This is a genomic window from Pseudomonas sp. MWU12-2319, assembly GCF_023242525.1.
Classification (GTDB): domain Bacteria; phylum Pseudomonadota; class Gammaproteobacteria; order Pseudomonadales; family Pseudomonadaceae; genus Aquipseudomonas; species Aquipseudomonas gingeri_D.
Window position 1 is genome coordinate 57,292 of the sequence record NZ_JALJES010000026.1, and the last position, 22,842, is coordinate 80,133.

17 protein-coding genes and 1 pseudogene are annotated in these 22,842 nt (G+C 54.0%); 9 read left to right on the forward strand and 9 right to left on the reverse strand.

All coding sequences use genetic code 11. From position 1 onward, the window contains the following. Positions 1-12 precede the first annotated feature (12 nt). Complete coding sequence (locus M5C01_RS29790) at positions 13-2,049, reverse strand: NADH:flavin oxidoreductase (protein WP_152741933.1); 2,037 nt, start codon at positions 2,047-2,049, stop codon at positions 13-15. 135 nt (positions 2,050-2,184) lie between these two features. On the opposite strand from M5C01_RS29790, the gene M5C01_RS29795 reads away from it, so the two are divergent. The 5 genes from M5C01_RS29795 (at position 2,185) to M5C01_RS29815 (ending at position 6,867) form a co-directional block, all read left to right on the forward strand. Next, positions 2,185-2,844 carry a TetR/AcrR family transcriptional regulator gene (locus M5C01_RS29795; protein WP_103496816.1) on the forward strand — a complete coding sequence of 220 codons (660 nt, stop codon included), beginning with the start codon at positions 2,185-2,187 and terminating at the stop codon, positions 2,842-2,844. A gap of 32 nt (positions 2,845-2,876) precedes the next feature. Beyond that, complete coding sequence (locus tag M5C01_RS29800) at positions 2,877-3,716, forward strand: pyrroline-5-carboxylate reductase dimerization domain-containing protein (RefSeq protein ID WP_152741932.1); 840 nt, start codon at positions 2,877-2,879, stop codon at positions 3,714-3,716. 41 nt (positions 3,717-3,757) lie between these two features. After that, a complete protein-coding gene (locus tag M5C01_RS29805) occupies positions 3,758-4,759 on the forward strand; it encodes an ABC transporter substrate-binding protein (protein ID WP_103496814.1) in 1,002 nt (333 codons plus the stop codon). Between the two features lie 127 nt (positions 4,760-4,886). Then, positions 4,887-5,777, forward strand: coding sequence for a proline/glycine betaine ABC transporter permease (locus tag M5C01_RS29810; protein WP_152741931.1), 891 nt, complete (start codon positions 4,887-4,889; stop codon positions 5,775-5,777). Further along, entirely contained in the window at positions 5,767-6,867 is a 1,101-nt protein-coding gene (locus M5C01_RS29815) for a glycine betaine/L-proline ABC transporter ATP-binding protein (protein ID WP_152741930.1), read from the forward strand. Before M5C01_RS29810 ends, M5C01_RS29815 begins: the two co-directional genes overlap by 11 nt. Positions 6,868-6,920: 53 nt before the next feature. Here the strand turns inward: M5C01_RS29815 and M5C01_RS29820 are convergent, their stop codons facing one another. Beyond that, positions 6,921-8,327, reverse strand: coding sequence for a sodium:solute symporter family protein (locus M5C01_RS29820; RefSeq protein ID WP_152741929.1), 1,407 nt, complete (start codon positions 8,325-8,327; stop codon positions 6,921-6,923). Positions 8,328-8,881: 554 nt separating this feature from the next. Here M5C01_RS29820 and M5C01_RS29825 point away from each other — a divergent pair. The 3 genes from M5C01_RS29825 to M5C01_RS29835 all read left to right on the forward strand — a co-directional run bounded on the left by M5C01_RS29825 (position 8,882) and on the right by M5C01_RS29835 (position 14,881). Further along, positions 8,882-9,937, forward strand: coding sequence for an MBL fold metallo-hydrolase (locus tag M5C01_RS29825; protein WP_152741928.1), 1,056 nt, complete (start codon positions 8,882-8,884; stop codon positions 9,935-9,937). After that, on the forward strand, positions 9,934-11,253 hold the full coding sequence (locus tag M5C01_RS29830; protein WP_152741927.1) for an ABC-three component system protein: 1,320 nt from the start codon (positions 9,934-9,936) through the stop codon (positions 11,251-11,253). Before M5C01_RS29825 ends, M5C01_RS29830 begins: the two co-directional genes overlap by 4 nt. 496 nt (positions 11,254-11,749) lie before the next feature. Then, positions 11,750-14,881: an AAA family ATPase gene (locus tag M5C01_RS29835; protein ID WP_152741926.1), complete on the forward strand. Its 3,132-nt coding sequence runs from the start codon at positions 11,750-11,752 to the stop codon at positions 14,879-14,881. A 106-nt stretch (positions 14,882-14,987) separates the two neighbouring features. Here M5C01_RS29835 and M5C01_RS29840 read toward each other — a convergent pair whose 3' ends face one another. Together M5C01_RS29840 and M5C01_RS33000 are read right to left on the reverse strand one after the other, a co-directional pair. Next, positions 14,988-15,353, reverse strand: coding sequence for a histone-like nucleoid-structuring protein, MvaT/MvaU family (locus tag M5C01_RS29840; protein ID WP_152741925.1), 366 nt, complete (start codon positions 15,351-15,353; stop codon positions 14,988-14,990). A gap of 578 nt (positions 15,354-15,931) precedes the next feature. Then, positions 15,932-16,113 (reverse strand): annotated as a pseudogene (locus M5C01_RS33000) (hypothetical protein); the annotation flags it as partial. Between the two features lie 264 nt (positions 16,114-16,377). On the opposite strand from M5C01_RS33000, the gene M5C01_RS29850 reads away from it, so the two are divergent. Next, a complete protein-coding gene (locus M5C01_RS29850) occupies positions 16,378-16,593 on the forward strand; it encodes a hypothetical protein (protein ID WP_248764435.1) in 216 nt (71 codons plus the stop codon). Between the two features lie 112 nt (positions 16,594-16,705). On the opposite strand, the gene M5C01_RS29855 is transcribed toward M5C01_RS29850, so the two are convergent. The 5 genes from M5C01_RS29855 to M5C01_RS29875 all read right to left on the reverse strand — a co-directional run bounded on the left by M5C01_RS29855 (position 16,706) and on the right by M5C01_RS29875 (position 22,831). Continuing rightward, a complete protein-coding gene (locus tag M5C01_RS29855; RefSeq protein ID WP_152741923.1) occupies positions 16,706-17,668 on the reverse strand; it encodes an IS481 family transposase in 963 nt (320 codons plus the stop codon). Continuing rightward, entirely contained in the window at positions 17,563-19,569 is a 2,007-nt protein-coding gene (locus M5C01_RS29860) for an ATP-binding protein (RefSeq protein ID WP_248764436.1), read from the reverse strand. Before M5C01_RS29860 ends, M5C01_RS29855 begins: the two co-directional genes overlap by 106 nt. Positions 19,570-19,801: 232 nt before the next feature. After that, the gene (locus M5C01_RS29865) at positions 19,802-20,725 is read right to left on the reverse strand and encodes a DUF2971 domain-containing protein (protein ID WP_178130010.1); all 924 of its coding nucleotides are present in this window, start codon (positions 20,723-20,725) and stop codon (positions 19,802-19,804) included. A gap of 265 nt (positions 20,726-20,990) precedes the next feature. Next, positions 20,991-22,190: an XRE family transcriptional regulator gene (locus M5C01_RS29870; protein ID WP_039588951.1), complete on the reverse strand. Its 1,200-nt coding sequence runs from the start codon at positions 22,188-22,190 to the stop codon at positions 20,991-20,993. Further along, the gene (locus M5C01_RS29875; RefSeq protein ID WP_152741921.1) at positions 22,187-22,831 is read right to left on the reverse strand and encodes a hypothetical protein; all 645 of its coding nucleotides are present in this window, start codon (positions 22,829-22,831) and stop codon (positions 22,187-22,189) included. Before M5C01_RS29875 ends, M5C01_RS29870 begins: the two co-directional genes overlap by 4 nt. Positions 22,832-22,842 lie beyond the last annotated feature (11 nt).

Consider the following 22,842-nt stretch of genomic DNA (forward strand, 5'->3'; position numbering starts at 1 on the left):
GAATGGGTTGGCTTACAAGTCCTTGACCAGTCGCAAGGCGTCGTAGATCGCGGCATGGGTGTTGCGCGCCGCCACCGCATCGCCGATGCGGAACAGCTGGAATTTGCCGTCCGGATTGGTCACGAGCTGTTGCGGGTGGCCGACGATCAGGTCCTGCTGCTCAACCACGCCACCGTTGCTGGACGCCGGTTTCAGCTCGAAATACAGCTCGTCCAGCGGTCGGGTGCCGTGGTTGACCACCACTTGATCGACGCGCCGGACCTTGCGCGCACTGCCATAGTCGCTGTCGATGCTTGCCAGCAGCCCGGCGCCCTCGCGCTCTACCGCGAGCAGGCGGAAGGTGACGGTGAAGGTGGTATCCAGCGCTTGCAGCGAGCGCATGTAGGGCACCAGGTTCATCGCCATGACCTCCGGCGCGAAGGTCCGGTCCGGGGTCATGATTTCGATTTTCGCGCCCGTTTTGGCAATGAACTCGGCGGCTTGCAGGCCGGCATGATCACCGGCGTCGTCGAACAGCAGGACATTGCGCCCGGGTTTCACATCCCCGGAAATAATGTCCCAGGCCGAGACCACCAGCTCATTGCCGGCCGAGAGAATCTCGGTGTGGGGCAGGCCGCCGGTGGCGATGATCACCACGTCCGGGTTTTCGTCCTGCACGGTGCCGGCTTCGGCCCAGGTATTGAAGCGAAAGCTCACGCCGCGCGCCAGGCACTGGGCCATGCGCCACTCGACGATGCTGATCATTTCCCGCCGCCGTTCCGATTGCGCGGTGAGTCGAACCTGCCCGCCGGCCTGGTTGGCGGCTTCGAACACCAGCACCTCATGGCCACGTTCCGCCGCCACCCGTGCCGCTTCCAGCCCGGCGACACCGGCCCCGACAATCACGATCCTGCGCTGGCGCGCGGCCTTTGGAATGTCATGGGGCATGCTGGTTTCGCGGCCGGTGGCCGGGTTGTGGATGCAGTAGGCGGCCCCGCCCTGGTAGATCCGGTCCAGGCAATAGTTGGCGCCGACGCAGGGGCGGATATCCTCTTCACGGCCCTCGATGATCTTGCGCACGATATGCGGATCGGTCATGTGCGCGCGGGTCATGCCGACCATATCGATCTTGCCCGAGGCGATGGCATGGCGGGCGGTGGCCACGTCCGGGATCTTCGCCGCATGAAAGGTCGGGAAGTCGGTGGCGGCGCGAATCTCCCCGGCAAAGTCCAGGTGCGGTGAGTTGCGCATGCCCTGGATTGGAATCAGGTCGGTCAGGCCGGCGTCGGTGTCGATATGCCCGCGCACCACGTTGAGAAAGTCCACCATGCCGCTGTCTTTCAGACGCCTGGAGATGTCCAAACCATCGGCCTGGGTCAGCCCGCCGGGCATTTGCTCGTCGCCGGTATAGCGCACGCCGACGATAAACTCATGGCCGACGCGCTGGCGGATGGCCCGCAGGATGTCGAAGGTAAAGCGCAGCCGATTGTCGATGGAGCCCCCATAGGGCGCCTCGAGGTCGTTGGTCAGCGGTGACCAGAACTGATCCATCAGATGCCCATAGGCTTGCAGCTCGATGCCATCCAGGCCGGCGGCCTTCATCCGCTCGGCGGCATCGGCATAGTCCTTGATGATGCGTTCCACATCCCAGTCTTCCATCTTCTTCGGGAAGGAGCGATGGGAGGCCTCGCGTTCGAACGACGGTGATACCACGGGCAGCCAGTCGCCCTTGTCCCAGCGCGTGCGCCGGCCCAGGTGGGTCAACTGGATCATCACCGCCGCGCCATGCTCGTGGCAGGCGTCGGTGAGGTCGCGCATCCAGCCGACCACCTCATCCTTGTAGGCGAGGATGTTGTTGAACACCGGCGGACTGTCCCGGGAAACCGCGGCCGACCCCGCGGTCATGGTCAGGGCCACGCCGGCCTTCGCCCGTTCCACGTGGTAGGCGCGATACAGCGCCTTGGGCATGCCGTCCACCGGATAGGCCGGTTCATGGGCGGTGGTCATGATGCGGTTGCGCAGAGTCAGGTGCTTCAACTGATAGGGCTGGAGGAGCGGATCGTTCAGCATCGTCAAGACTCTCCGGAACAGGGCAGGGACCTCGGTTGAAATTACGGTAGGGCGAAATGTACACCTGTGTCAATAAGCTGGACACAGGTGTACATTTTGCTTGCGCAGTGCTGGGTGAGGGATTAGGATCGAGCCATGAACGAACCATCCAAAGCAGTAGAAAGCGGCTGGAGAGGGTCCCTGGAAGGGTGGCTCGACGCCGCGTATGAAAGCCTGACCGAGTGCGGCGTCGACACGGTCCGGGTGATGCCGCTGGCCAAGAAGCTGGGGCTGTCGCGCACCAGTTTCTATTGGTTCTTCAAGGACCGCGAAGAGCTGCTCGGCGCCTTGATCGAACGTTGGCGGGTGAAGAACACCGGCAACCTGGTCGCCCAGACCGAGTGTTATGCCGAGAGCATTGCCGAGGCGATGCTCAATGTTTTCGACTGTTGGCTGAACCCCGACCTGTTCGATTCACAGTTCGAGTTCGCCATGCGCAGCTGGGCCTTGCAGTCCGCAGAAGTGGCCGAACATATCCGGGTCGCCGACATCGCCCGACGTGAAGCGTTGATCCGGATGTTCAGGCGTTTCGACTATGACTTCGACGCCGCCGATGTGCGGGCGCGAACGATCTACCTGACGCAGATCGGCTACATCAGCACCAACACCCGGGAGGACATCGGCGAGCGCATGCGGCGGATTCCCGAGTACGTGAAGATCTTTACCGGCCAGGAACCCCTGGAGCGCGAGTTGAAACGCTTCTACGCCCGCCATGGGTATGTCACGGATGACGCGTCACCCCCCAACCCGCAATGACCGCGACTTCTGACTGACGAAGGCAGGTTCATATGTTCGACGCACCCACGATAGGCATTATCGGTGGATCGGGATGGCTTGGCCGCTCGATTGCCCAGGCGCTGCTCGACAAGGCGTTTATCCCGCCCGAGGCGTTGGTGCTGTCGAACCGTAGCGGCCGTAACCCGTTAACGGGCGCCAGGCGCTCGCAGGTGACGCTGACCTGTGACAACCAGGCCCTGGTGGAGCGTTGTGAGGTGATCATCCTCGCCGTACGTCCCGAACAGTTTGCCGAGGTGGAGATTTTCGCTGAAAACCGCCTGGTGATTTCCTTGATGGCCGGTGTGCCCTTGGCGGAGGTGATGGCGCTGACCGGCAGCCGCCAGGTGATCCGCGCCATGGCCAATGCCGCCGCGCAAATCGGCAAGTCCTACACGCCCTGGTTGGCCGCGCAGGCGGTCAGCGACCCGCAGAAAGCCTTTGCCCAGCGGCTGTTCGAAACCTTCGGCGGCACCGATCAGGTCTTCAGCGAAGGTCATTTGAACTACCTCACGGCGCTGGTGGGGACCGGGCCGGCCTACCCGGCGCTGCTGGCGCGCAGCCTGCTCGAACATGCCCTGGGCGTCGGCCTGCCTGTCGCCATTGCCCGGCGTGCGGTGAACGCCGTGGTGGTGGACGCCAGCCAGCTGATCGGCCCTGGCTACAGCGTCGATGAACTCTTGCAGACACTCATCAGTTACCGCGGCGTCACCGCCGCGGGCCTTGAAGCCATGATTGCCGGCGGCTTCGATAAAACAATAAAAGCAGGTCTGGATTCGGCGGCCTCGGTCGCCAGTGCCATGGGTCCATTTGTCCATTCTGCTGACACCCAAGAAGGTCCGATGACGCGGTAGTTGGCCCTTCCTAACTCTGGCCGCAATCGAGGTTAGCGTTTATGAATATAAAGTCTTTCTCGAAGACGGGACTTGCCCTGGGGATCGTCGCCTTCAGTGGATGGGCGGCAGCAGCGGAGTGCGGCGATGTGACCATCGCCAACATGAACTGGCAATCGGCCGAGGTGATGGCCAACGTCGACAAGTTGATCCTCAATGCCGGCTACGGCTGCAATGCCAGCCTGGTCACCGGCGATACGGTGCCGACCATCACCTCGATGGCCGAAAAAAGCCGACCCGACATCGCCCCGGAAGGCTGGATCGACCTGGTGCCCGAGGTCGTCAGGACGGGCATTCAGAGCGGTAACCTGATTCAGGCGGCGAACTCCTTGTCCGACGGCGGTTCGCAAGGTTGGTGGATTCCGAAATACATCGCCGACGCCCATCCGGACATCAAGAGCTTCGATGATGTGAAGAAGCATCCGGAACTGTTTCCGGCCCCGGACGACCCCAAGAAAGGCGCGATCTACAACGGCCCGCAAGGCTGGGGCGGCACGGTGGTCACCAGCCAGTTCTACAAGGCCTACGGTTTCGAGAAGGCCGGTTTTGTGCTGGTGGATACCGGCTCGGCGGCGGCGCTGGACGGCTCCATCGCCAAGGCCTACGAACGCAAGGCGCCCTGGCTGGGCTTCTACTGGGCACCCACCGCCTTGCTGGGCAAGTACCCGATGGTGAAACTGGACAATGGCCATGCGGTCGATCCGGCGGAGTGGAAGCGTTGCAACACGGTCGCCGACTGTCCTGATCCGAAACCCAACGGCTGGCCGATCGATCGGGTCTATACCTTGACCACCAAGTCCTTCGCCGCGCGCTCGCCCACCGTCATGGCCTACCTGAACAAGCGCGCCTGGTCCAATACCACGGTGAACAAGCTGATCGCCTGGATGACCGATAACCAGGCCACCGGCGAGGAGGGCGCCAAGTACTTCCTGAAAAACAACGAAGCGCTGTGGAGCCAGTGGGTCAGCCCTGAGGCGTCGAGCAAGATCAAGGCCGCGCTGTAATCCCGCGGAGCCATGCAGTCCGTTGCGACGGGCTGCATGGCTCCCTTGGCGGCGACAACAATAAAAACACCCATGTATTGAAATGACCTGCCAGCGTTCTTACGGTCTTCTACGAAAGGGGAATGTCATGGAGTGGTTGCTCAGCTTTCCACATATGGATGACGAAAGACTCCGCGCCTTGAAAAAGGTCATCGACGGGGCCTTTCGTCATTTCACCAGTACCTACGGCGATGCGTTCGAAGCTTTTTTCCAGCCGCTGCAAGTGTTCCTCAATCAATCCGAACGGTTCATGACCACCACGCCGTGGCCGGTCATCATCGTGCTGGTGGCGCTGATTGCCTGGTTCGCCAGTCGCAGTGGGCGGATCGTCCTGGGGTGCGTGTTCACGCTGATGGCGATCGGTTATCTGGACATGTGGACCGACACCATGAAAACCCTGTCGATGATCTTCGTCTGCACCGTCATCTCCATCGTCATCGGCTTGCCCACCGGCATTGCCATGGCCCGCTCCAATCGCCTGCGCAACCTGATCAGCCCGGTACTCGATGTGATGCAGACATTGCCGAGCTTTGTCTACCTGATTCCGGTGGTGATGTTGCTGGGCATCGGCAAGGTCGCCGGGCTGATCGCGGTGGTGGTCTATGCCTTGCCGCCGATGATCCGCCTGACCAATCTCGGCATCCGCCACGTCGATGCCGAGATGCTGGAGTGCGCCGATGCCTTTGGTTCGTCCAGTTGGCAGAAACTGAAAAATGTCCAGTTACCGCTGGCGTTGCCCTCGATCATGGCCGGCATCAACCAGACGATCATGATGGCCCTGGCCATGGTGGTCATCGCCTCGATGATCGGGGTCGAGGGGCTCGGGCAACCGGTGCTCAAGGCCATTTCCAACCAGTACTTCACCCTGGGCATGTTCAACGGCCTGGCGATTGTCGGCATTGCGGTGATCTTCGACCGGGTCAGCCAGGCCTACGGCAGAAGACTGCAAAAGCACCTGGAGCGGGTCCATGGCCACTAATCCGAGCGATGATTTCGGCATCGAAATCAGGCATCTCTACAAGATCTTCGGTTACCAGGCGCAAGCCAGTATCGAGCGGGTCAAGCAGGGCATGAGCAAGGCCGAGCTGCTGAGCCGGCACAGTCATGTGCTGGGCCTGAAGGACATCAATATCAGCATGCCATCCGGCGGCATCCAGGTGATCATGGGGCTGTCCGGGTCGGGCAAATCGACCTTGATCCGCCATATCAACCGCCTGATCGAGCCCACGGCCGGCGAAGTCATGGTCGGTGGCGTGGATGTGCTGAAGATGAGCCCCCACGAGTTGCGGGAATTTCGCCGGCACAGCATTTCCATGGTGTTCCAGAAGTTCGCGCTGCTGCCGAACCGGACCGTGCTCGAGAATGCCGTCTACGGCTTGGAGATCCAGGGCATGGCCCGTGGCAGGCAAATGGAGATCGCCATGGGCTGGCTGGAGCGGGTCGGCCTCAAGGGCTACGAGCGGCACTACCCGAATCAGCTGTCCGGCGGCATGCAGCAGCGGGTCGGCCTGGCCCGGGCCCTGGCCAGCGACGCACCGATCCTGTTGATGGATGAAGCCTTCTCGGCTCTGGATCCGCTGATCCGCATGGACATGCAATCGGTGCTGCTGGACCTGCAGAAAGAAATCAGGAAGACCATCGTCTTCATTACCCATGACCTGGATGAGGCGCTGCGCATCGGTGATCACATCGCGATCCTGCGTGACGGCGAGGTAGTGCAACAAGGCACCCGGCAGGAGATCGTCATGAGCCCCGCCGACGACTACATCGCCAACTTCGTCAAGGAAGTGAACCGGGGGCGGGTGATCAACGTCGAGGCGATCATGCGCCCGTTTGTCCAGGTCAAGGCCCAGGCCGCGCTGACGGTCCCCGTGGGGACGTCACTGGAGTCGGCGGTCAAGCGGCTGGTTGAAGCGGGCGTCGATGAGCTGGTGGTGACGGACAGCCAGGGGCAGCCCGTGGGGCAACTGGCGCTCAAGTCGATCATTGCGACCATGGTCACCTCGACCGTGAGCGAAGCGTCGTCGGTGGCGCCGTCAAGAAGTGTGGCGCAGGCGCTGCTGCGCTAAGAGATCAAGCCCAGGGTGGCTCGATCTCTCGGGGTTTGACTAGAGCGCCGGGATCAAGGCAGTTCCAGGGCTTTCAGGGGCGAGCCGTTCGTGCCGCGTGGCAGCAGGTGGCCGATGCTCATGATCACCAGGGGCGTGAACAGCGCGATATAGGCATTGTCGATGCCCCACGGATTGCCGGCCAGGAACCATCCGACGGTCGCCACCAGGGAGGCGATAATGCTGATGAACGCGGCTTTCGGCGTGCCGAATTTAGGCGCATAGAACACCATCAGCACCAGCACCGCCAGGGACGCGCGCAGGGCTTTGCCGAGGAAGGCGATCATCAGCACCTTGTCGGAGGTCAGGGCCAGCGCGATCGGCAACAGGCCGACGACGACGGTTGCCAGTCGGACAAAACGCAGGGATTTGACGTCGCTTTTTTCCGGGTTGAACCAGGGCTCGTAGAAGTCCCGCAGCAACAAGGTGGCCGAGCCCATGCTCACCGCTGAGATGGTGCCGAACAGCGAACCGGCCAAACCCGCCACCACCAGGCCCGCGGTCAATTGATCCATGCTCGCGATCAGGCGCGGAAAGGCTTGCAGCGAATCCACCTGGGGAAACAAGGCGGCGCTGCACATGCCGATCAAGGCCGCGCCGATACCGAAGGGAATCATCAGACCCGCGCAATAGAAGCACGCCCGTTGCGCCTTGCCCGCGTCGCTGACCGTGTTCACCGCCTGAATCACATACTGGGTGGAGAAGATCGAGCCGATCCCGGCGATCATCCAGGCGATGATCTGACCCCAGCCGATGGCGGTCCAGTCGAACATGCTGGGCGGCAGTTGAGTGCGCAGTGTGCTGATGCCGCCGACCTGTTTCAAGCCGAACCACAACGCCAACCCGACGCCGAGGTACTTGAGGCTGGCGTGGACGAAGTTGGTATAGATGACCGAGCGCATACCGCCGATGCTGACGTACAGCACTGAAACCACACCGACAATGATGATCGCCAGGGTGCGATCAACCTGCAGCACACTGGCCAGCACCGCGCCGCCGCTGGCATAGATGGACACCGCGACGATTTCCAGGGCGAAGATGGTGATGATCGAGGTGGCAAAACGGGTTTTCTGCCCGTAGTTGCGCGACAGCACGCCGGAGATGGTGTTGTCGCCCAGGTCCTTGTATTTACGCGCCAGCAGCCAGGCGAACAACACAAAGCCCAGGGCCAGGGCGAAGAGGTTCCAGGCGGCGGAGATACCGGTTTTGAAGCCGGTTTGCGCGGTACCGATACTGACGGCGGTGCCGATAAATTCCGACAGCATCAAAAAGCCGATCAGAAACGCCGGAAAGTGGCCGCCGCCGGTGGTGTAGTTATTGGCGCTACGCGAGTGCCGACGCACACCGAAACTGATCAGCGCGAGGCTGAGCATGTAGAACGCGGTGATGGAAAGGACGATCCAGGAGGAGTGGGACTGCATGGTCATTACCCGATCAACGTGAGGAAGGTTGAGGGAAATGCAGCAGGGGCGCGTTCGCAGGCTGGGTTCATGGTGATGCTCTTTAAGTATTGTTGTTGTGGCTTTTAGCTTCCTACCTTTGGTTTTTGGTGTCTAATATTGAGTAAGTATTGCTGAATACCTTTAAGGTATTGAGGCGTGTCGGAGAAGTGGAAGATTATTCCCTGCGAAGAAGTAAGATGATTCGTGATGCGCCTGCTAGCATGGCAATTGGCTGATATGGAGCGCTTCGTCGGTGAAGTCGAGCACATCATGGAGCTTTGGACAGAGTGTCGGCACCTGGCGCCGGCTTGGCGACACAGGCAGGGGAGCGTTATGTCTACTAGCCGAAGGCAGACCCTGACGGGGAAACAGGATTGATGTAACCTACGTGCTAGCCGGCCTTTTGCCATACCTAGTGCCCAAGTCACGTGAAGACACCGACACCTCTCTCGCACGACGATGTTATGAGGGATGCGGCTGCGAAGCTTCGCAGTTGGGAATGCGCCAGCGTGAATAGAACAAGGAAGCTTCGGATGAGCATTCGAGTGACTGTCTTACAGGCTGACCATGGAGATTGCCTGCTGGTCTCTTATCTGGGGGACGAAGGGCCCTTCAACATATTGATTGATGGGGGAACGGTCAATACTTTTAGACGACCCAATGGGGCACCCGGCCCATTGAGGCTAATCCTTGATAATCTTAAAGCAAGCGGACAGTCAATCGACCTCTGCGTACTGACTCACATTGACAGCGATCATATTGGTGGAATGAAGCGAGCTTTTGAAACCGATGGGTATCTTGGAACTATCACCAAGAAGCTCTGGTATAACTCATCCATTCTGATCACTGAGGCAACAAAAACCCCCGACATTATTGAAAACCATGTCAAGTTTGACAAGGACGAAAATCCACAAACCAGTTTTCGACAAGCATTTACCCTAGAAAGCAAAATCATGTCGGAAAACTATTGGCATAAAGATCTAATATTAACAGGGCAGAAGCATACAGAAGGGCCATTCACATTAACTGTACTCTCCCCTTGTAAAAGCGACATTCTTAAACTGGCGAACAAATGGCCGAAAGAGTTTATAAGCCCTTATACTTCTGGAAAGCGTAAAGACACAAATGAATCTTTTACAAATTTACTAAGTAAGGATTTATTTGTTGATGATGACGCACCTGCGAATCGTAGCTCCATTTCATTCCTTTTGGAGCTAGGAAACTTTAGAGCACTCTTTTTGGCAGATGCACCCGATGATGTGGTGCGACAGTCTCTTACATCCTTGGGATATAGCGATTCTAACAAGATAAAAGTTGATTTCGTTAAGGTATCTCACCATGGAAGCCAGAGCAATACGAGCCAAGAGTTTCTCTCGATGATTGATAACTCGTTGTTCTTTTTTTCTACAAACGGTTTGATACACCAGCATCCCGACAGACTGACCATAGCCAGGATTCTCAAGCAACATCCACAGGCCAAACTGTATTTCAACTACCAAGGGGTGATAAGCCAGACTTTCAGTAACGCTGAGCTTGCCACATACGCCTCGAACATATCCACAATACAAAGTTTGGATTTTTACCCGTGAACTTCTCACAAGATACGACCGCCTTGCAGCACGTCAATCAGTACGCTGTAAAGGTTAACGGAGGAAGCGGAGTTTTAGTAAGTTCTCTGCACCCCGACGTAGCATATATCTTAACTGCACGGCATGTTGCTGAAAAAAAGCAAGTAGTAGAGAGTTACGACGGCTTAAAGATAAAGGTAAAAAAATGCCTTACATTTCCTGATCGGGGAAAAACTAAAGGCCTAGATTGTGCCATTTTGGTAATTGAGCCGATCGAAGGTTTAAATTATGCGCCGGTGACAACATCTGCCATTAGAACAGGAACGCCCTGCTGGATGATTGGTTACCCAGAAAGTCGGGCTCAGATGGTTGGAAATGCCAAGCAGATCAAAAATCAAGACTGCACCATAGGCTCTGCAGAGAGCCACCAGTTCATCATAAATGCCACAAATGGCCCTCAGAAAATATACATTAATGGATTTTCTGGGGCGGGTGTTTTTATCGAGTCAAATGGACGACTCGAGCTTTTAGGGATAGAATATGGAGTAGATGAAGCGCCGATTGATTATAACGAACAAGCTGGACGGCTAGTTTGCTACACAATGAACCACTTCATACAGCTTTTGGCAGATAAAAAACTCCCACAACTTGCCCCGGATTACTTAGCGTGTTTCTCCCGCATAAGCAATCTGACTTTCAATCTGAACTTTATAAACAACACAACCCTTACAGAAGTCCAAGTTTACTTAAATCGAATCTCTCAAAACCTAATTGACAATGGCCTTCCTAAACCTTTCCAAATGGTAGAGAAATATGGCCCCAATCTTTTGATCCCAAGCACAGCCCCTGGGGCAATAATGGATCGAAACCTTTGGATCGGCCTTTTGGAGTTTTACGTAATTTGCAGCGCAATTGATTCCGTACAATGTCTTACAAGTGAATATATTGAGAATTCAGCTAAAATTCGAAAATTTTTGTATCACAACTCAAGTCAAAGTTGGCTCGCAAAACTCAGGGAGATATTGGATTTCGCAAACCAAACCATGAGCTCTCATGGTGTGATTATTGTAGGCTCACCAGAAGGCAATCCATTGATAGAGCCTGACGAAATCCATCTAAACGACATAATAATCGACATTGCCTCCCCTAACCCTGTTGCGCAAAAGCAAGAAATAGATGCACATACGGTAAGCAAACTTGAAAGCCTTTCGGTGCACCACCTCACTGCACTTAATAGCAATTGCTTAGTTAAGAATGAGTACCGACTCAGAGGCAAGAGCCAAATCGAGTTTATAAAACTATTTAAGGAATACTATGGAGAGTTTATTAAGGGCTGACCTTAATCTTCGAAGCCTGGAGGCTGAATTCCCAAGCTTCAAATTTTACGCATACGCCTCAAGTGACCAGTCAATTGTTTGCTTTGCATGTTTCAATAGCAGCATGGAAAACATACTGTCCAATTGGGAAAGCATACAAAGCATCATAGCCGGTAAATTTCAAGCCACAGACAATTGCGCAAAATGGAATTATTACCTCGCCTTCTTCACCCCTGAAAAGTTACCCCTAACAGAAATTTATCGCATCCAAAATGACAGATTCTGTTGTCGTAAATTGATATTTGATAAACATGTGCACCCCTTCGATGCTGAGCACATCCAACAAATTCTGAGCAGGGATATACTGGGATCATCGCTGCAGTTAGACCTACGACAAACACCAGAACAATTTATCAGTTCTTTGTCTGAAATTTTGAATTCCGTACCATTGAGCCACAGCCCCATAGACAAAGAAAAAAGGCGGGCAATTTTAAGTAACTTGATAGGTACATAACAAATGAAAATCAAGAACGTTAAGATTCAGGCCTTTCGTGCTTACAACAGCATTGAAAATGGCACTTTCGATTTTCTACTTAAAGATGGTGAGCCTGCAAAATTTGTCGCGCTTTATGCGCCTAATGGCTTCGGAAAAAGCTCCTTTTATGATGCTGTAGAATGGGCTCTCACCAAGAGCATAGGTCGATATGTTCGTGCCTCAACAAAAACAAATAACGTGGCGGCAGCAGATAACAGCAAAGACCCGGAGTCTCCTCAGTACATTTTACGCAACCATGATGCCCCCCTCAAGCTTAAGACATCTGTCAGCGTCCTCACAACTATAAGTAAAAAGCCATTTACTCGAAATCTATCGCCAGCCGTAGAGGGAGCAAGAGATTTTTCATTCACTGGAAAAGTCGCCAAGGGACGAGCAGCTTTCAGAGATATATTTTTATCCCAAGAAGGTGTGGATGCGTTCATTCGAGAAAGCAAACCTGCTGAGCGCTATGAACGCTTCATGGATACCTTCTCCGTGGATGCGGAAGACACTCGCAAGAAGCTCTATGCCCTCAGATCTGAAAATGCCCAGGTGCTGGATGAGATTAGCGATGAGATTTCTAAACTAGAGGAACTGATAGCTCAACCTGTAGATCTAACGGCTTTTGAGCAATATAATTTAGCCGTGGATTCACTAGATGAAGAAGGCCAGAACCTTAAGGTATCAGAAAGCAATTTAAATCAAGCCTCGGAAGGCAATCTCAAGTTCATGATTGCAGAGATAATTCGACGCTTCGAAAGTCTTACAGAGCTAAAAAACTCAAAAATCGAGCTATTGAAAAGTCTCATATTGGACTCTGCAGTTGCGTATGACTCAGAAAACAGCCTAGCTGACACCAGCGAGACTTTCGGCCACCTTTCGACTGCAGTTACAAAAAGCAGGAGATATAAAGAGCTCAACATACAAATTGGGAGCCAGCAGGCTGTACTGGCCGAACTCAATTCACAGCTTAGCGAATTGAAACAGGTTGCACAGTCGCTGCCACAATTTGACATTACAACTAAAAGCATTGCAACCTTAGAGCAGAGCTTATCGGAAGCGTCACTATCACTTAAAAACGAAGAATCCACGCACAAGACCATCAGTATCGCGCTCGAAAAATTATCTAAAAACATCACTGACACAGATACATTATTACACCAGTGGAGATCATACCAAGACGCCGCACGAAATAGCTTTCTGATAATTCAGACGGAGTCTGCCCTAGTCCAAGACGTCAACCTTAAGATTCAAGATTTAGAATCGCGACTATCGGCACTAAACATAAGTGAACTCGCACTTTCTGAACGCATAAACAAACTTAGCATCTCTGGTCTAGATCGACACAATGTCATATCGAACATGACAGGGCTCATCCCCATATCCGAAGACGTATCTATTAGGCTTGCCTCAGCAAATCGAAGAGTTATTCAGCTGGATGCTCAATTATCTGAAAACGCCTTGGCTTTAAAGGCAGTTAATGATCAGTCCGGGCTATTTGGGCAACTGGTAAACCTTGGACAGTCACTAATTCTAGAGCATAAGGGTGCGAATTGTCCCTTGTGCAACCACCCCTATGATGATCATGAAAAGCTTCTAGCAGCCATTGCTAAGAACGATGCAATCCCTTCTCTACAGAACTATTTACAGCAACAGGCGCAGAGTATTTCCGCTGAGAGAGAAACCACCGTTAACGAAGCTGACGAGCTGCTTCGGCGCATTCTGCAGTTTGTCGATGAAGCCCTAGCTTCAGTACGACTGACGCTGGCAGAGGTAACAAAAAATAAACTTATAACTGAATCAGAGATTACTACTCTTCGATCTCAGCAGACCACTGCCACAGGAAAACTGAATGCAGCTAAAGAACACACTCTGCAAATGGACGAACCGGCGCTTGCCAATCATATAAATTCACAAATAAGCATTATCGAAGCAAATAAGAAAAGCCATGTATCTCTCCGCATAATTGAAGAGCAGGGATTTCGTCAATGCTTGTCTCTTATCGAACAGTCACAAAAAAAGATACAAGAGCTCAGTTTATCTATAGACGTATACAAAGGGCAACCGGCTTATCTATTTATTGCTCAGTATGCGAATAAAATAGGACTACCATTGGGAGCAGGGCTCCATGACCACTGCACAATTCAGCAAGAGAAGTTAATTCAACAATTAAGTAATTCTGAAACCTTGCTGAACCAAGCACTTACCGAAACCTCCACTCTCCAAAGCTGGATGGTTCAAGCGGAAACTTGGTTGAAAGATTCGGATATCGAACAAGCTTATACCGAACTCTATGCCTCGAGGGTGACTTGGCTCGATCTGCAGTCTAATTTTAGAAAAAGATTTTCCGAGGCTTTGAATATACCTGCACCGAGCACTCTAAATCTAACTCACGGCCTACTAAACGGAAAAATCTCTGAGTACTTGACAGAGTGCACAACGCTCAGAAAAAAAATAGATACGTGTTCTACCTTGCAGGAATTGCTTCCTGTCCTCCTACCTTATATTGAGCATCTCACACATAAGCGAAACCTCTCGCCCTTGATGCTGCTCAAAACACAACATGAAGCTTTACAGGAGAGGTTGAAAAATGAAATCTCCGAGGTTGTATCGTATTTGGAATCAAAAATATCTGGCTTTTTCTACAACGACCTCATAAACGAGATTTATAAAAAAATAGATCCACACCCCAATTTCAATACTGTCGAATTCGTCCCTACTTTCTCGCAAGATGAGCGACCTAGCTTGCATATAGTAGTGGTAGATGAGAAAAACAAACGAGTCCCGCCGACTTTGTATTTTAGCGCCGCACAACTTAACATTCTGAGCCTCAGTATATTCTTGGCAAAGGCTATTCACGCTACTTACGAAGGTACTCCAATCGACGTGATATTCATCGATGATCCGATGCACTCTATGGACTCCATCAATATCCTATCAACCATCGATTTGCTGCGAAACATTAGTCGCCAACTAAACAAGCAGATCATAATCTCCACTCACGACGAGAATTTCTACAAGTTACTTCAAAAGAAAATTCCACTTGATAATGGATCTAAATTTTTGAGGCTTGAGTCATACGGCGTAGTCCGCGCCGAGCCAGCGCAACTGTAAGAAATTTCTTACGAACTCATCATAGCTCGCTTGAGCTGTAATGAAATTTTTGAAATCAAGTACCAAAAAAGGGCCCTCGTCGGGCCCTTTCGTACTCAAACAAAAATCACTTTGTCAGCCAAGACTCAACGGTCGCGGAGCCGTGTTCTGCTTTCCATTCCTTCAGCGTCTTGTGATTGCCGCCTTTGGTTTCGACGACTTCACCGGTGTGGGGATTCTTGTAGATCTTCACCTGGCGAGGCTTGCGGCTGCCAGACTTGGACTCTACTACTGGAACGCGACGGCCGGATTGTGGATCAAGCAGGTTGATTACGTCTTTCAGGCTGTAGTTGTACTCACCCAGCAGTGCACGTAGCTTGGCCTCGAATTCAATTTCTTTCTTTAGGCCGACATCACCTTTCAGAGCTTCGAGGGCTTGGAGCTGTTCGGCGAGGTGTTTCTCGAGTTGGCGGAATTCTGCGAGTTTGGACATGGTCGTTCTCTAGGTAGTTAGTCACCTAACAATACACCAAAAACTACAATTTGAATTTAGAGTCTGGGTGCCAAGTGTGTGCACGTCGAGGTTCGCTGCCCTGATTTATTCGTCCTCCGCGAAGAGCGGCGTATTCAGGTCAACATCAGCCTGACCGACTAGCGAAATTATGCGGGTGACCAAACATGTATCCACAGGCAGCATGCGCTCAGGATACGCATTCATGTTAGCAGCCAAAAGTTCAAGAGTTCAAGAGTTCGAGAGTTCGAGAGTTCGAGAGTTCGAGAGTTCGAGATACGGAGGGATGAGCTTCCATCGGTTCAGCGGTCTTGCTCTGAACGTGGTTATCAGCAGTGATGATGGGCATGCGAGGATCATTCATGATCAAACCTTATCTGTTTTCGACGTCGCAGCACCAGCAGGAATTTCGCCTATTTGGATGACGACGTGTTGCTCCGATTACAGGGACTTTTTGAAGTGAAAAATTATGGCTCAGCAATAATTATGGCTGAGCCATAATTTCCAATAATTCAGTTTTGCCGTTTCCCCCGCCGTCTCTGTCGCTGGCGAAACTCGAATCACCTGCAGTACACCGTCCAAAACTGATCCATTCGCGTCGTAAAGCTCTGGCTCATCATCTCCCTTCGCATACCTGTCAACGCCGGCCCAAAACTGACCCCAGGGGGTCAGTTTTACATTGGCGGTGACACATACCTCAATCCGGATTGGTTGGCACACTCGCCAAGCGCAGTGTTCCCCTATTCGATGTGACACCGGAAGTGATGCAGTCGCTTCTTCGCGTAAGCGCCTAGCGGTGCGGTGCGGTGGTGTGCTGTGCGCTCAATGGGGAAGGTGGTTGAACCATAACCCCACCAGCAACAGGCGATTAAGTGTGCGCATGATAACCTCGACTCAGACATCACTGTTCTGAGAACCCACCTTGAGCATAGTTAGCCTACCTAACGATTTCAAAACACTGATCAACGCACCAAAATTTTCAGACGACCCGGTTGGACGGCGCCAAATGAAGCGGTGGCAGCTCATCGCTGAAGACATCTACAAAAGCACATCTAATGAGGCGTTGCTCGAAGCAAGAGGTAAGGCCGAGGGCTACATTCACGGATTGGTGGACGCGGGGCATTTATCGACAAGGGACACCGAGCGCGACTATCTCATTTTGAGTATCGTCCAACGGCGACGTGAATTCTTGCACAAACTGCTGAACGAATACGGTTACTGAGCAGGGCGAGCTGTGAACCGTCCGACGGCAAAATGAGCATCAAAGGATATAGGCAGTTTGAAGCGCTTCGCACGGCTAACTCGGAGCGCTGCTAATTCAAACCCTATGAGGCCTAGGTGTGCGGTCCCGGAATGAGGTGGTGCGGATTAATCTTGAAGCGTTCTGGAGTCAGAGTCCAGGCTTCGCAGATCACCCTAAAGGGCGTTCGCCATCTCAGCGCCTTCAGATGTCTGGCAAAGTTGTAGGCCGTAATAAAGGCCAGCGTATGGGCTTTCAGTGCGTCCCAATCTGGATAGTGGAAAGCCTTGATCGTGGCCTCTTTTATCGTGCGATTCATGCGCTCGACTTGGCCGTTAGTCCACGGATGGTAGGGCTTGGTCAGTCGGTGCTTGATACCGTGCTCATAGCAGACACGATCAAAGATATGCCCGCCGAAACGGTGAGTAGCCCCATTTCGGTACCTAGGCTGCTCAGTAAACGCAGCTCCGTTATCAGTCAGCACCGTATGAATTTTGTACGGAAAGGCATCAACGACTTCCCGCAAAAAAGCGGCGCCATTGCGTTTCGTCGCCGCATCGAAAAAAGCCACATAGGTAAATTTGGTGACTCGATCGATAGCGACGAACAAATGCCGTTTGCCATGCTCCAGGCGTAGCTCGGAACTATCGATGTGCAGATAACCCATCTCAACCGGTGAAAACTTTCCACGCTTGGTTGCGTTGGTGGTGCTGGGCCGTTGGCTGATGCCATGACGAACCAGGCACCGGTGCAGGGCGCTGCGACTCAGTTGGGGAAGGCTCTCGTGGAGATGCCCCAGCATGTCGTCCAACGGCAGCATCGTGCGACGGCGGAAGTCGACCACCATTGCCTCTTCCGACACAGTGAGGCAGGCACTACTGGGCTTGGCAGGCCCCATTCGTGAGTCTTGGGTTGTTGATCGAGCTCGCCACTTGGCAACAGTTTTCACGTTCAATCTGTAGCGAGTGGCAAGCTTTCGATTCGACTCTTGCGACGCTTGGAGCTCGGCTCTAATTCGCGGCGTCGTTCGGGCTGAGCCATGGATACGTCCTTCCAAAATGCATCCTCCTTTTGAGGGGTTAAGGATGCACCATGACTTTCCGGGACTGAACACCTAGTCTCTGCATCAAGCTCAGATGAGCTGGACGCCTTTTCCAGATAATCGATGAGCAGTGGCCCTAGCCCCGTTTCCTGGAAAAGCTCTTCCCCGGCCAGCTCAATGAGAAACTCGCTCTCTTCAAGATCGATCAACGTCTTGATGAGCAGCCTGAGCTTATGGTGGCTACGCGTTTGCTTCAGGGAAGTCAGAAGCAGATCTTTGAGCACCACCTTGGTTGCCAGCAAGCGTGGGTCTGCCATGGCGAGCAACCCGCTTGCTCCAACCAATCGCATGGCATCGTGGAGTTTGATTTCGAGGCTGCCTTGCACCTCCAGGACGCCGAGCGCACGAAGTGCTCGGATAGCCTGATTAACCGCAGCAGGAGGTGTTGTTGCGTAAGCTGCCATCAAGCTCTGCAGCTCGTTTTGAGTGATAGCAACATCGACCATGCTCAGAAGGGTAACGATGTGCTGGCTCGGTTCTGGGAGCCCCTGGTACACCTTGGCAAGAATGAGTTCCTGTGCGGTCGTCTCCAGCGTGGCCTGTTGCTCCAGCGCGGTGCAAAGCTCGGACAGATCTCCCGCATAGTCCTTGGCTGCGAGTCTGGCGGCGCTTTGGAGATACAGCGGCATGCCACCTGTCAGTACGCGCACCCTTTCCATTGTCTCAACATTGCCCTTGGCACCCAGGCGAGAGGCTTCCGCCGCCACGGAGTCCAAGCTCCACCCCTGAAGCACCTCCCGGAGCACCCCCGACACTTGCTCCACTTCCTGAATCGACCCGACGGGTTGGCACAGAAGGATGAAGCGCATATGCATGGTACAACCGAACACGGCTTGTAGATCTGCGGCAGGAATTTCGTGAGCGTTGTCGATGATCACCAATGGCTCTATGCCTTGGATCTCCAAGTGACGACCCAGTGCTGTCATCGAGTCGATGCCAGATGTGCCTGGGGCGAAGAGTTCACCAATTTCATGGGGGTTGTCGACCAGCCCGCCTGCGATTTCCCTCACCAGGGATCGTGCGAACGCTGGGCCCGCGGTCTCACGTGCGTCGAAGTAGATGCACGGTTCCGGGGTATGCATTGCGGCCTGAGCGCACCAGGATGTTTTGCCTGCGCCGGAGAAGCCGCAGATGATCCGAATGCGCTCGCCGTTGATGAGTGCAGGCTCGTCAATCTGCGGGAGATAGTGGGTTTGAAGCGCCGGCAATCTTTGCAGCTGCGTCAGTAGCTGCTCGAACAGGGCAGGTAGCGATTCTGAATGGAAGGTGTAACCACCTAGATTCTGGTGGCCAGTGGCGGCGGCTTGCACCTTTCCCGCCAGTTTCCATACCAGCGATTCGGGTACCAATGCCCCATGTGGAATCGTCTCTGCCAGCTTCACACAGTCGGCCACCGCGCTACTCAGATCAGTCCAGCAACTCGGTAGGCACGCAAGCTCCGCAGGGAGCGTCTCGCCCGGATGGATGAACTGCACATCATCACCCAATTCACCCTGCTTGATACGGGCACTAAGTTTCGGGCCAGGGGGCTGGTTAGAGGCAACCACGAAAAGAGGAGTGCCGTGTCGAAGGCCTTGCTCGTGCTGCTCGCGGAGTAGCTGAAACCGGTCTAAAGCAGTGCCGAGGTCGCTCGGGATTAGGGGATCACTGCGAGTTTTAACCTGGACATAAATTCGGGTATCGGCGAGCACGATTTCGACGTCCTCATCTCGCTCGATCACCACACTCAGGACGTTTGATGCCTTGGCTTTGAGTAGGCAAGCCACCGCGAACAGATGCTGATACAGGAAGCCTCCATGGACAGCAGCAATCCGCTTTTCCTGGGCTTCATCAAGGGTTGGGTAATCGACTGACATGACGTGTTCTTCCTGCGTTCCTTGGCATCAACCGCGGAGTGCGTAATTGCATTCCACTTGAGCAACCGTTTGCATCGCCAACGATCTCCCAATTGCATTCAACCTGAGGAGTCGTTTGCACTGGATTTGGCCAGCGCGCTGGGTGTCCATGACCAAAACCCAGCGCTACGGTCTTTCATGGTGGGCGAAGGTTAACCCCTTAATCGGCACAACACCCAAGAAGGGCGACGCCTTAGAGTTCGTGGATATCCACCTGGTACCGCTTCGGATTCTTGCGAGCCTGGAAAAATTTTGGCTTGAACCCATAGCTCTCAATTGCGTTGATGTGGTCTATCACGTCGGATTGACTCATGCGCATGCCAAACACGACTTCCTTCAGAGCACTCTGGTTGAAAACCTTGGGCCCAGAACCTTCAACCGTCACATTACCCACCAGGAATGTGTATTTTTCTTTGAGTTGCTCTTCGGAGTAGTAGGGTGACTGGCTTGGATTCGACCTAAGCACCTCTAGTTCTCGTTCGTAGTGTTCATCAGGCGCAAAGCTGCTGTTGTACTCCATTTCGGGTTTAGCCACCGAACGCCACTCGCGCTCATATGCCCAATCTGCTGATTTCTGCAAAAGAGAAATCGCCGCGAGTTCAGCTTCAGTGTGTGAATAGTATTCGAGCGTGCGATAGCGATTCTGGTAGATGACCTCTTCAGCAGGTGGTAAGCCTGTCTCGTCCCACTCGAATCCCAAGCACATTCCGTAGTGGTTGGTGGCGTAGTGAGCCCAGAGCAGAAGATTGTCGGGATTTTCCGCCAACGACACTATTCCGAATGAGTCGATCATGTCCCGGTAGTATCGGTCGTGATCAATATGGGTGTCGTTCAATACCTTGTCGTATATGCGCTCGATGTTGAATGTCGCATTCGAGTGTGTACTTTGAACGCTGTCGATAAAGCCGCCCCTGCCACGGGCTCGCTCGCGCAATATTAACCAGTGTCGGTCTATGGCCTCTGCTCGGGACGAGTTAGGCTCTACATTGACTTGCGCGTCGAAGGGGTCGTTGAAGGTTGAGGCCTTGGCGTAATACAAACTAGACGAAGAAAAAATTCGGCGTGTGTTGTCGTTGTCAGCGCTTCCCATTGCGGATCGATACTTGTACAAAAACATGCTTTTTCCTTGCGTAAATTTAACCGCGTCCCGGTCATTCAGTCCGTAAGTGTTAAGAGTATGATATTGGCCACAACAGTCGTAAAACAGTTTGATCCGAGGACAGCGTTCAGCCTGAATGCGACCGGCATCCAACATGCTGGAAATCACATGAATCCAGCCCGTGAACACAGGGCAGAAGAGTACCGGGTGCACTCTCCTGCAAAGGGCCTTCAGTCGGTATTGGCACTTCTGATCAGAGGCTGAACACTTCGGCCACCCAGGGTCAGCGACCCCGGGTGAACGGAACTACAACCCCAGGTTCGCTCGCAGGCTTGGCCTGGGGAGCATTAACACTTTTGAGCTTGGCCAGGTGCACCACAGCACCGTTGCCGCTGAGGTAGCGCAGGGGCAAGCCGGTGAGCATCTCGATATCAGTTGCCGACAAGCCAATGTAGCTAGATACCGCATCGACGGGCATAACTCCCGATGACGCCAATAGCTCAATGGTGCGCTTGAGGAGTCGAGTTTGCTCCGGTGCACGGCCATCATCACCCGGTTCAGCTTTGACGCCCCAACGAGCAGAGCGGCGCTTGAAGAGCAAGCTCTTGGTTTCGTCGTCGATGATCTTCAAGGCCCAAAGGCGCATGAACATGGCGGCAACGGATACGCCCCATCGTTGTTTCAGCAACAGGAGGCTGTCCAGCGTGACCGGGCTTCGCACATCGGCGGCAAAGGTTTCAGCCGGAAGCAGGAACGCACCCGCAAATCGGTGTGCCTGGTCTTCCATCATCTTGTGTCGAACAGGGTCGGTCGAGCGCTCGATGCCTTTGTGCAGGATCAGGTGACCCAACTCATGAGCCAAGTCGAAACGGCTACGGAAGCCATTTTGCTTGTCCGCTGACAGCAAAATCATCGGGCGACCCAAAACTTGGCTCCATGAAGAAAGGCCTTCGATAGTCGCGATGCCTGTTTCTTCACGAACCAGAATTACCCCAGCGCCTTCAACTGCCATGGCCAGATCTGGGATAGCGCGTCGCCCCAGATTCCAGAGCGCGCGGCATTCATCTGCAGCTTCCTCGATATCCGCGCTCGTGATCTGCTCAGGATCCGTGAATGAGCGCACAGGCAAATTCACGTCTGGAAAATCCACGAATTCGCTGAGGGCCAGCGCGATGTCTTGAGCCCACTCCAACCGGGCTTCGAGCATTTTTCGAGCGTCGGAGTGCGCCGAGGCGTTGCTCCTGAACAGTGGGAGAGAGCACTTCTCTGGTAAGGGGCGAGTGAACCACTCCGGGGTCACGTTGATGACCTGGGAGAGACTCGTCAACGCCTCAGCTTCAGGGGATTGCTGGCCATTTTTCCACTTGCTCACGGTAGCAGGTGAAACCCCGACCATACTGGCCAGGGCAACTTGAGAAAGGCCGCGCGCCGAGAGCGCTTGTATCAGCCGCCCCGGCTCAAACCCTGTAATTCCACGACTCATGATGTTGTTTGCTGTCCTGTTTCGAGTAGGCCTTTCTTGAGCTTCGGCGTTGCCAGGTCGACTTGCAACTGAGGCGCCTCGTCGTAGCGAGCCAGGAATCGGCCCAATGGCTCACGGAAAAGCCAGCCCTTCATTTTGGTGTCTGGCACTGCAATGTGTATTTCCAGTGGCCGTTCAGGTTGGTTGGTCAACGAGCCGCTGAAGCACGCTACGAAGAAGAACGTAGCGGTGGTGATAGGTTCCGCAGCAAAAAGCGACGGCTGCACCAGTTGGGTGATCGACTGATTGGCCTCGGCAAGCTGACGGCGGATCGCGCTGCGCCCGCAGTTGTTCCAAGTCTCCGAGGACATGTTCACCCGGCTGAATTTGAAAATTCCAGCACGCCCCACGACAACGCTGTTGCCTTTGAGCGGGGTGTGGACGGAATCCGCGGCGCGCAGGGTCTCGTCAAACGCTTCATTCATGAAAAACGCCCGCATCTGACCCAACGCATTCTTACGATGGTTCTCGTCCATGTCCTTTGTCGCTTCATGGGCGCGCACTGCACCGACCTCGCAGGCGTCTTCAACGCCCATGATCAGGTCGCGCGGGACGTGCTGGATCAGCAACTCGGGAATGGTAAGGCTGCGGGGTTCAATCATTGAGTGATTCT

What these genes read in the sequence shown, in the direction of transcription:
- M5C01_RS29790 (WP_152741933.1), bottom strand. Translation starts at nt 2,049, where the DNA reads ATGCTGAACGATCCGCTCCTCCAGCCCTATCAGTTGAAGCACCTGACT.
- M5C01_RS29795 (WP_103496816.1), top strand. Translation starts at nt 2,185, where the DNA reads ATGAACGAACCATCCAAAGCAGTAGAAAGCGGCTGGAGAGGGTCCCTG.
- M5C01_RS29800 (WP_152741932.1), top strand. Translation starts at nt 2,877, where the DNA reads ATGTTCGACGCACCCACGATAGGCATTATCGGTGGATCGGGATGGCTT.
- M5C01_RS29805 (WP_103496814.1), top strand. Translation starts at nt 3,758, where the DNA reads ATGAATATAAAGTCTTTCTCGAAGACGGGACTTGCCCTGGGGATCGTC.
- M5C01_RS29810 (WP_152741931.1), top strand. Translation starts at nt 4,887, where the DNA reads ATGGAGTGGTTGCTCAGCTTTCCACATATGGATGACGAAAGACTCCGC.
- M5C01_RS29815 (WP_152741930.1), top strand. Translation starts at nt 5,767, where the DNA reads ATGGCCACTAATCCGAGCGATGATTTCGGCATCGAAATCAGGCATCTC.
- M5C01_RS29820 (WP_152741929.1), bottom strand. Translation starts at nt 8,327, where the DNA reads ATGCAGTCCCACTCCTCCTGGATCGTCCTTTCCATCACCGCGTTCTAC.
- M5C01_RS29825 (WP_152741928.1), top strand. Translation starts at nt 8,882, where the DNA reads ATGAGCATTCGAGTGACTGTCTTACAGGCTGACCATGGAGATTGCCTG.
- M5C01_RS29835 (WP_152741926.1), top strand. Translation starts at nt 11,750, where the DNA reads ATGAAAATCAAGAACGTTAAGATTCAGGCCTTTCGTGCTTACAACAGC.
- M5C01_RS29840 (WP_152741925.1), bottom strand. Translation starts at nt 15,353, where the DNA reads ATGTCCAAACTCGCAGAATTCCGCCAACTCGAGAAACACCTCGCCGAA.
- M5C01_RS29850 (WP_248764435.1), top strand. Translation starts at nt 16,378, where the DNA reads ATGAAGCGGTGGCAGCTCATCGCTGAAGACATCTACAAAAGCACATCT.
- M5C01_RS29860 (WP_248764436.1), bottom strand. Translation starts at nt 19,569, where the DNA reads ATGTCAGTCGATTACCCAACCCTTGATGAAGCCCAGGAAAAGCGGATT.
- M5C01_RS29865 (WP_178130010.1), bottom strand. Translation starts at nt 20,725, where the DNA reads ATGTTTTTGTACAAGTATCGATCCGCAATGGGAAGCGCTGACAACGAC.
- M5C01_RS29870 (WP_039588951.1), bottom strand. Translation starts at nt 22,190, where the DNA reads ATGAGTCGTGGAATTACAGGGTTTGAGCCGGGGCGGCTGATACAAGCG.
- M5C01_RS29875 (WP_152741921.1), bottom strand. Translation starts at nt 22,831, where the DNA reads ATGATTGAACCCCGCAGCCTTACCATTCCCGAGTTGCTGATCCAGCAC.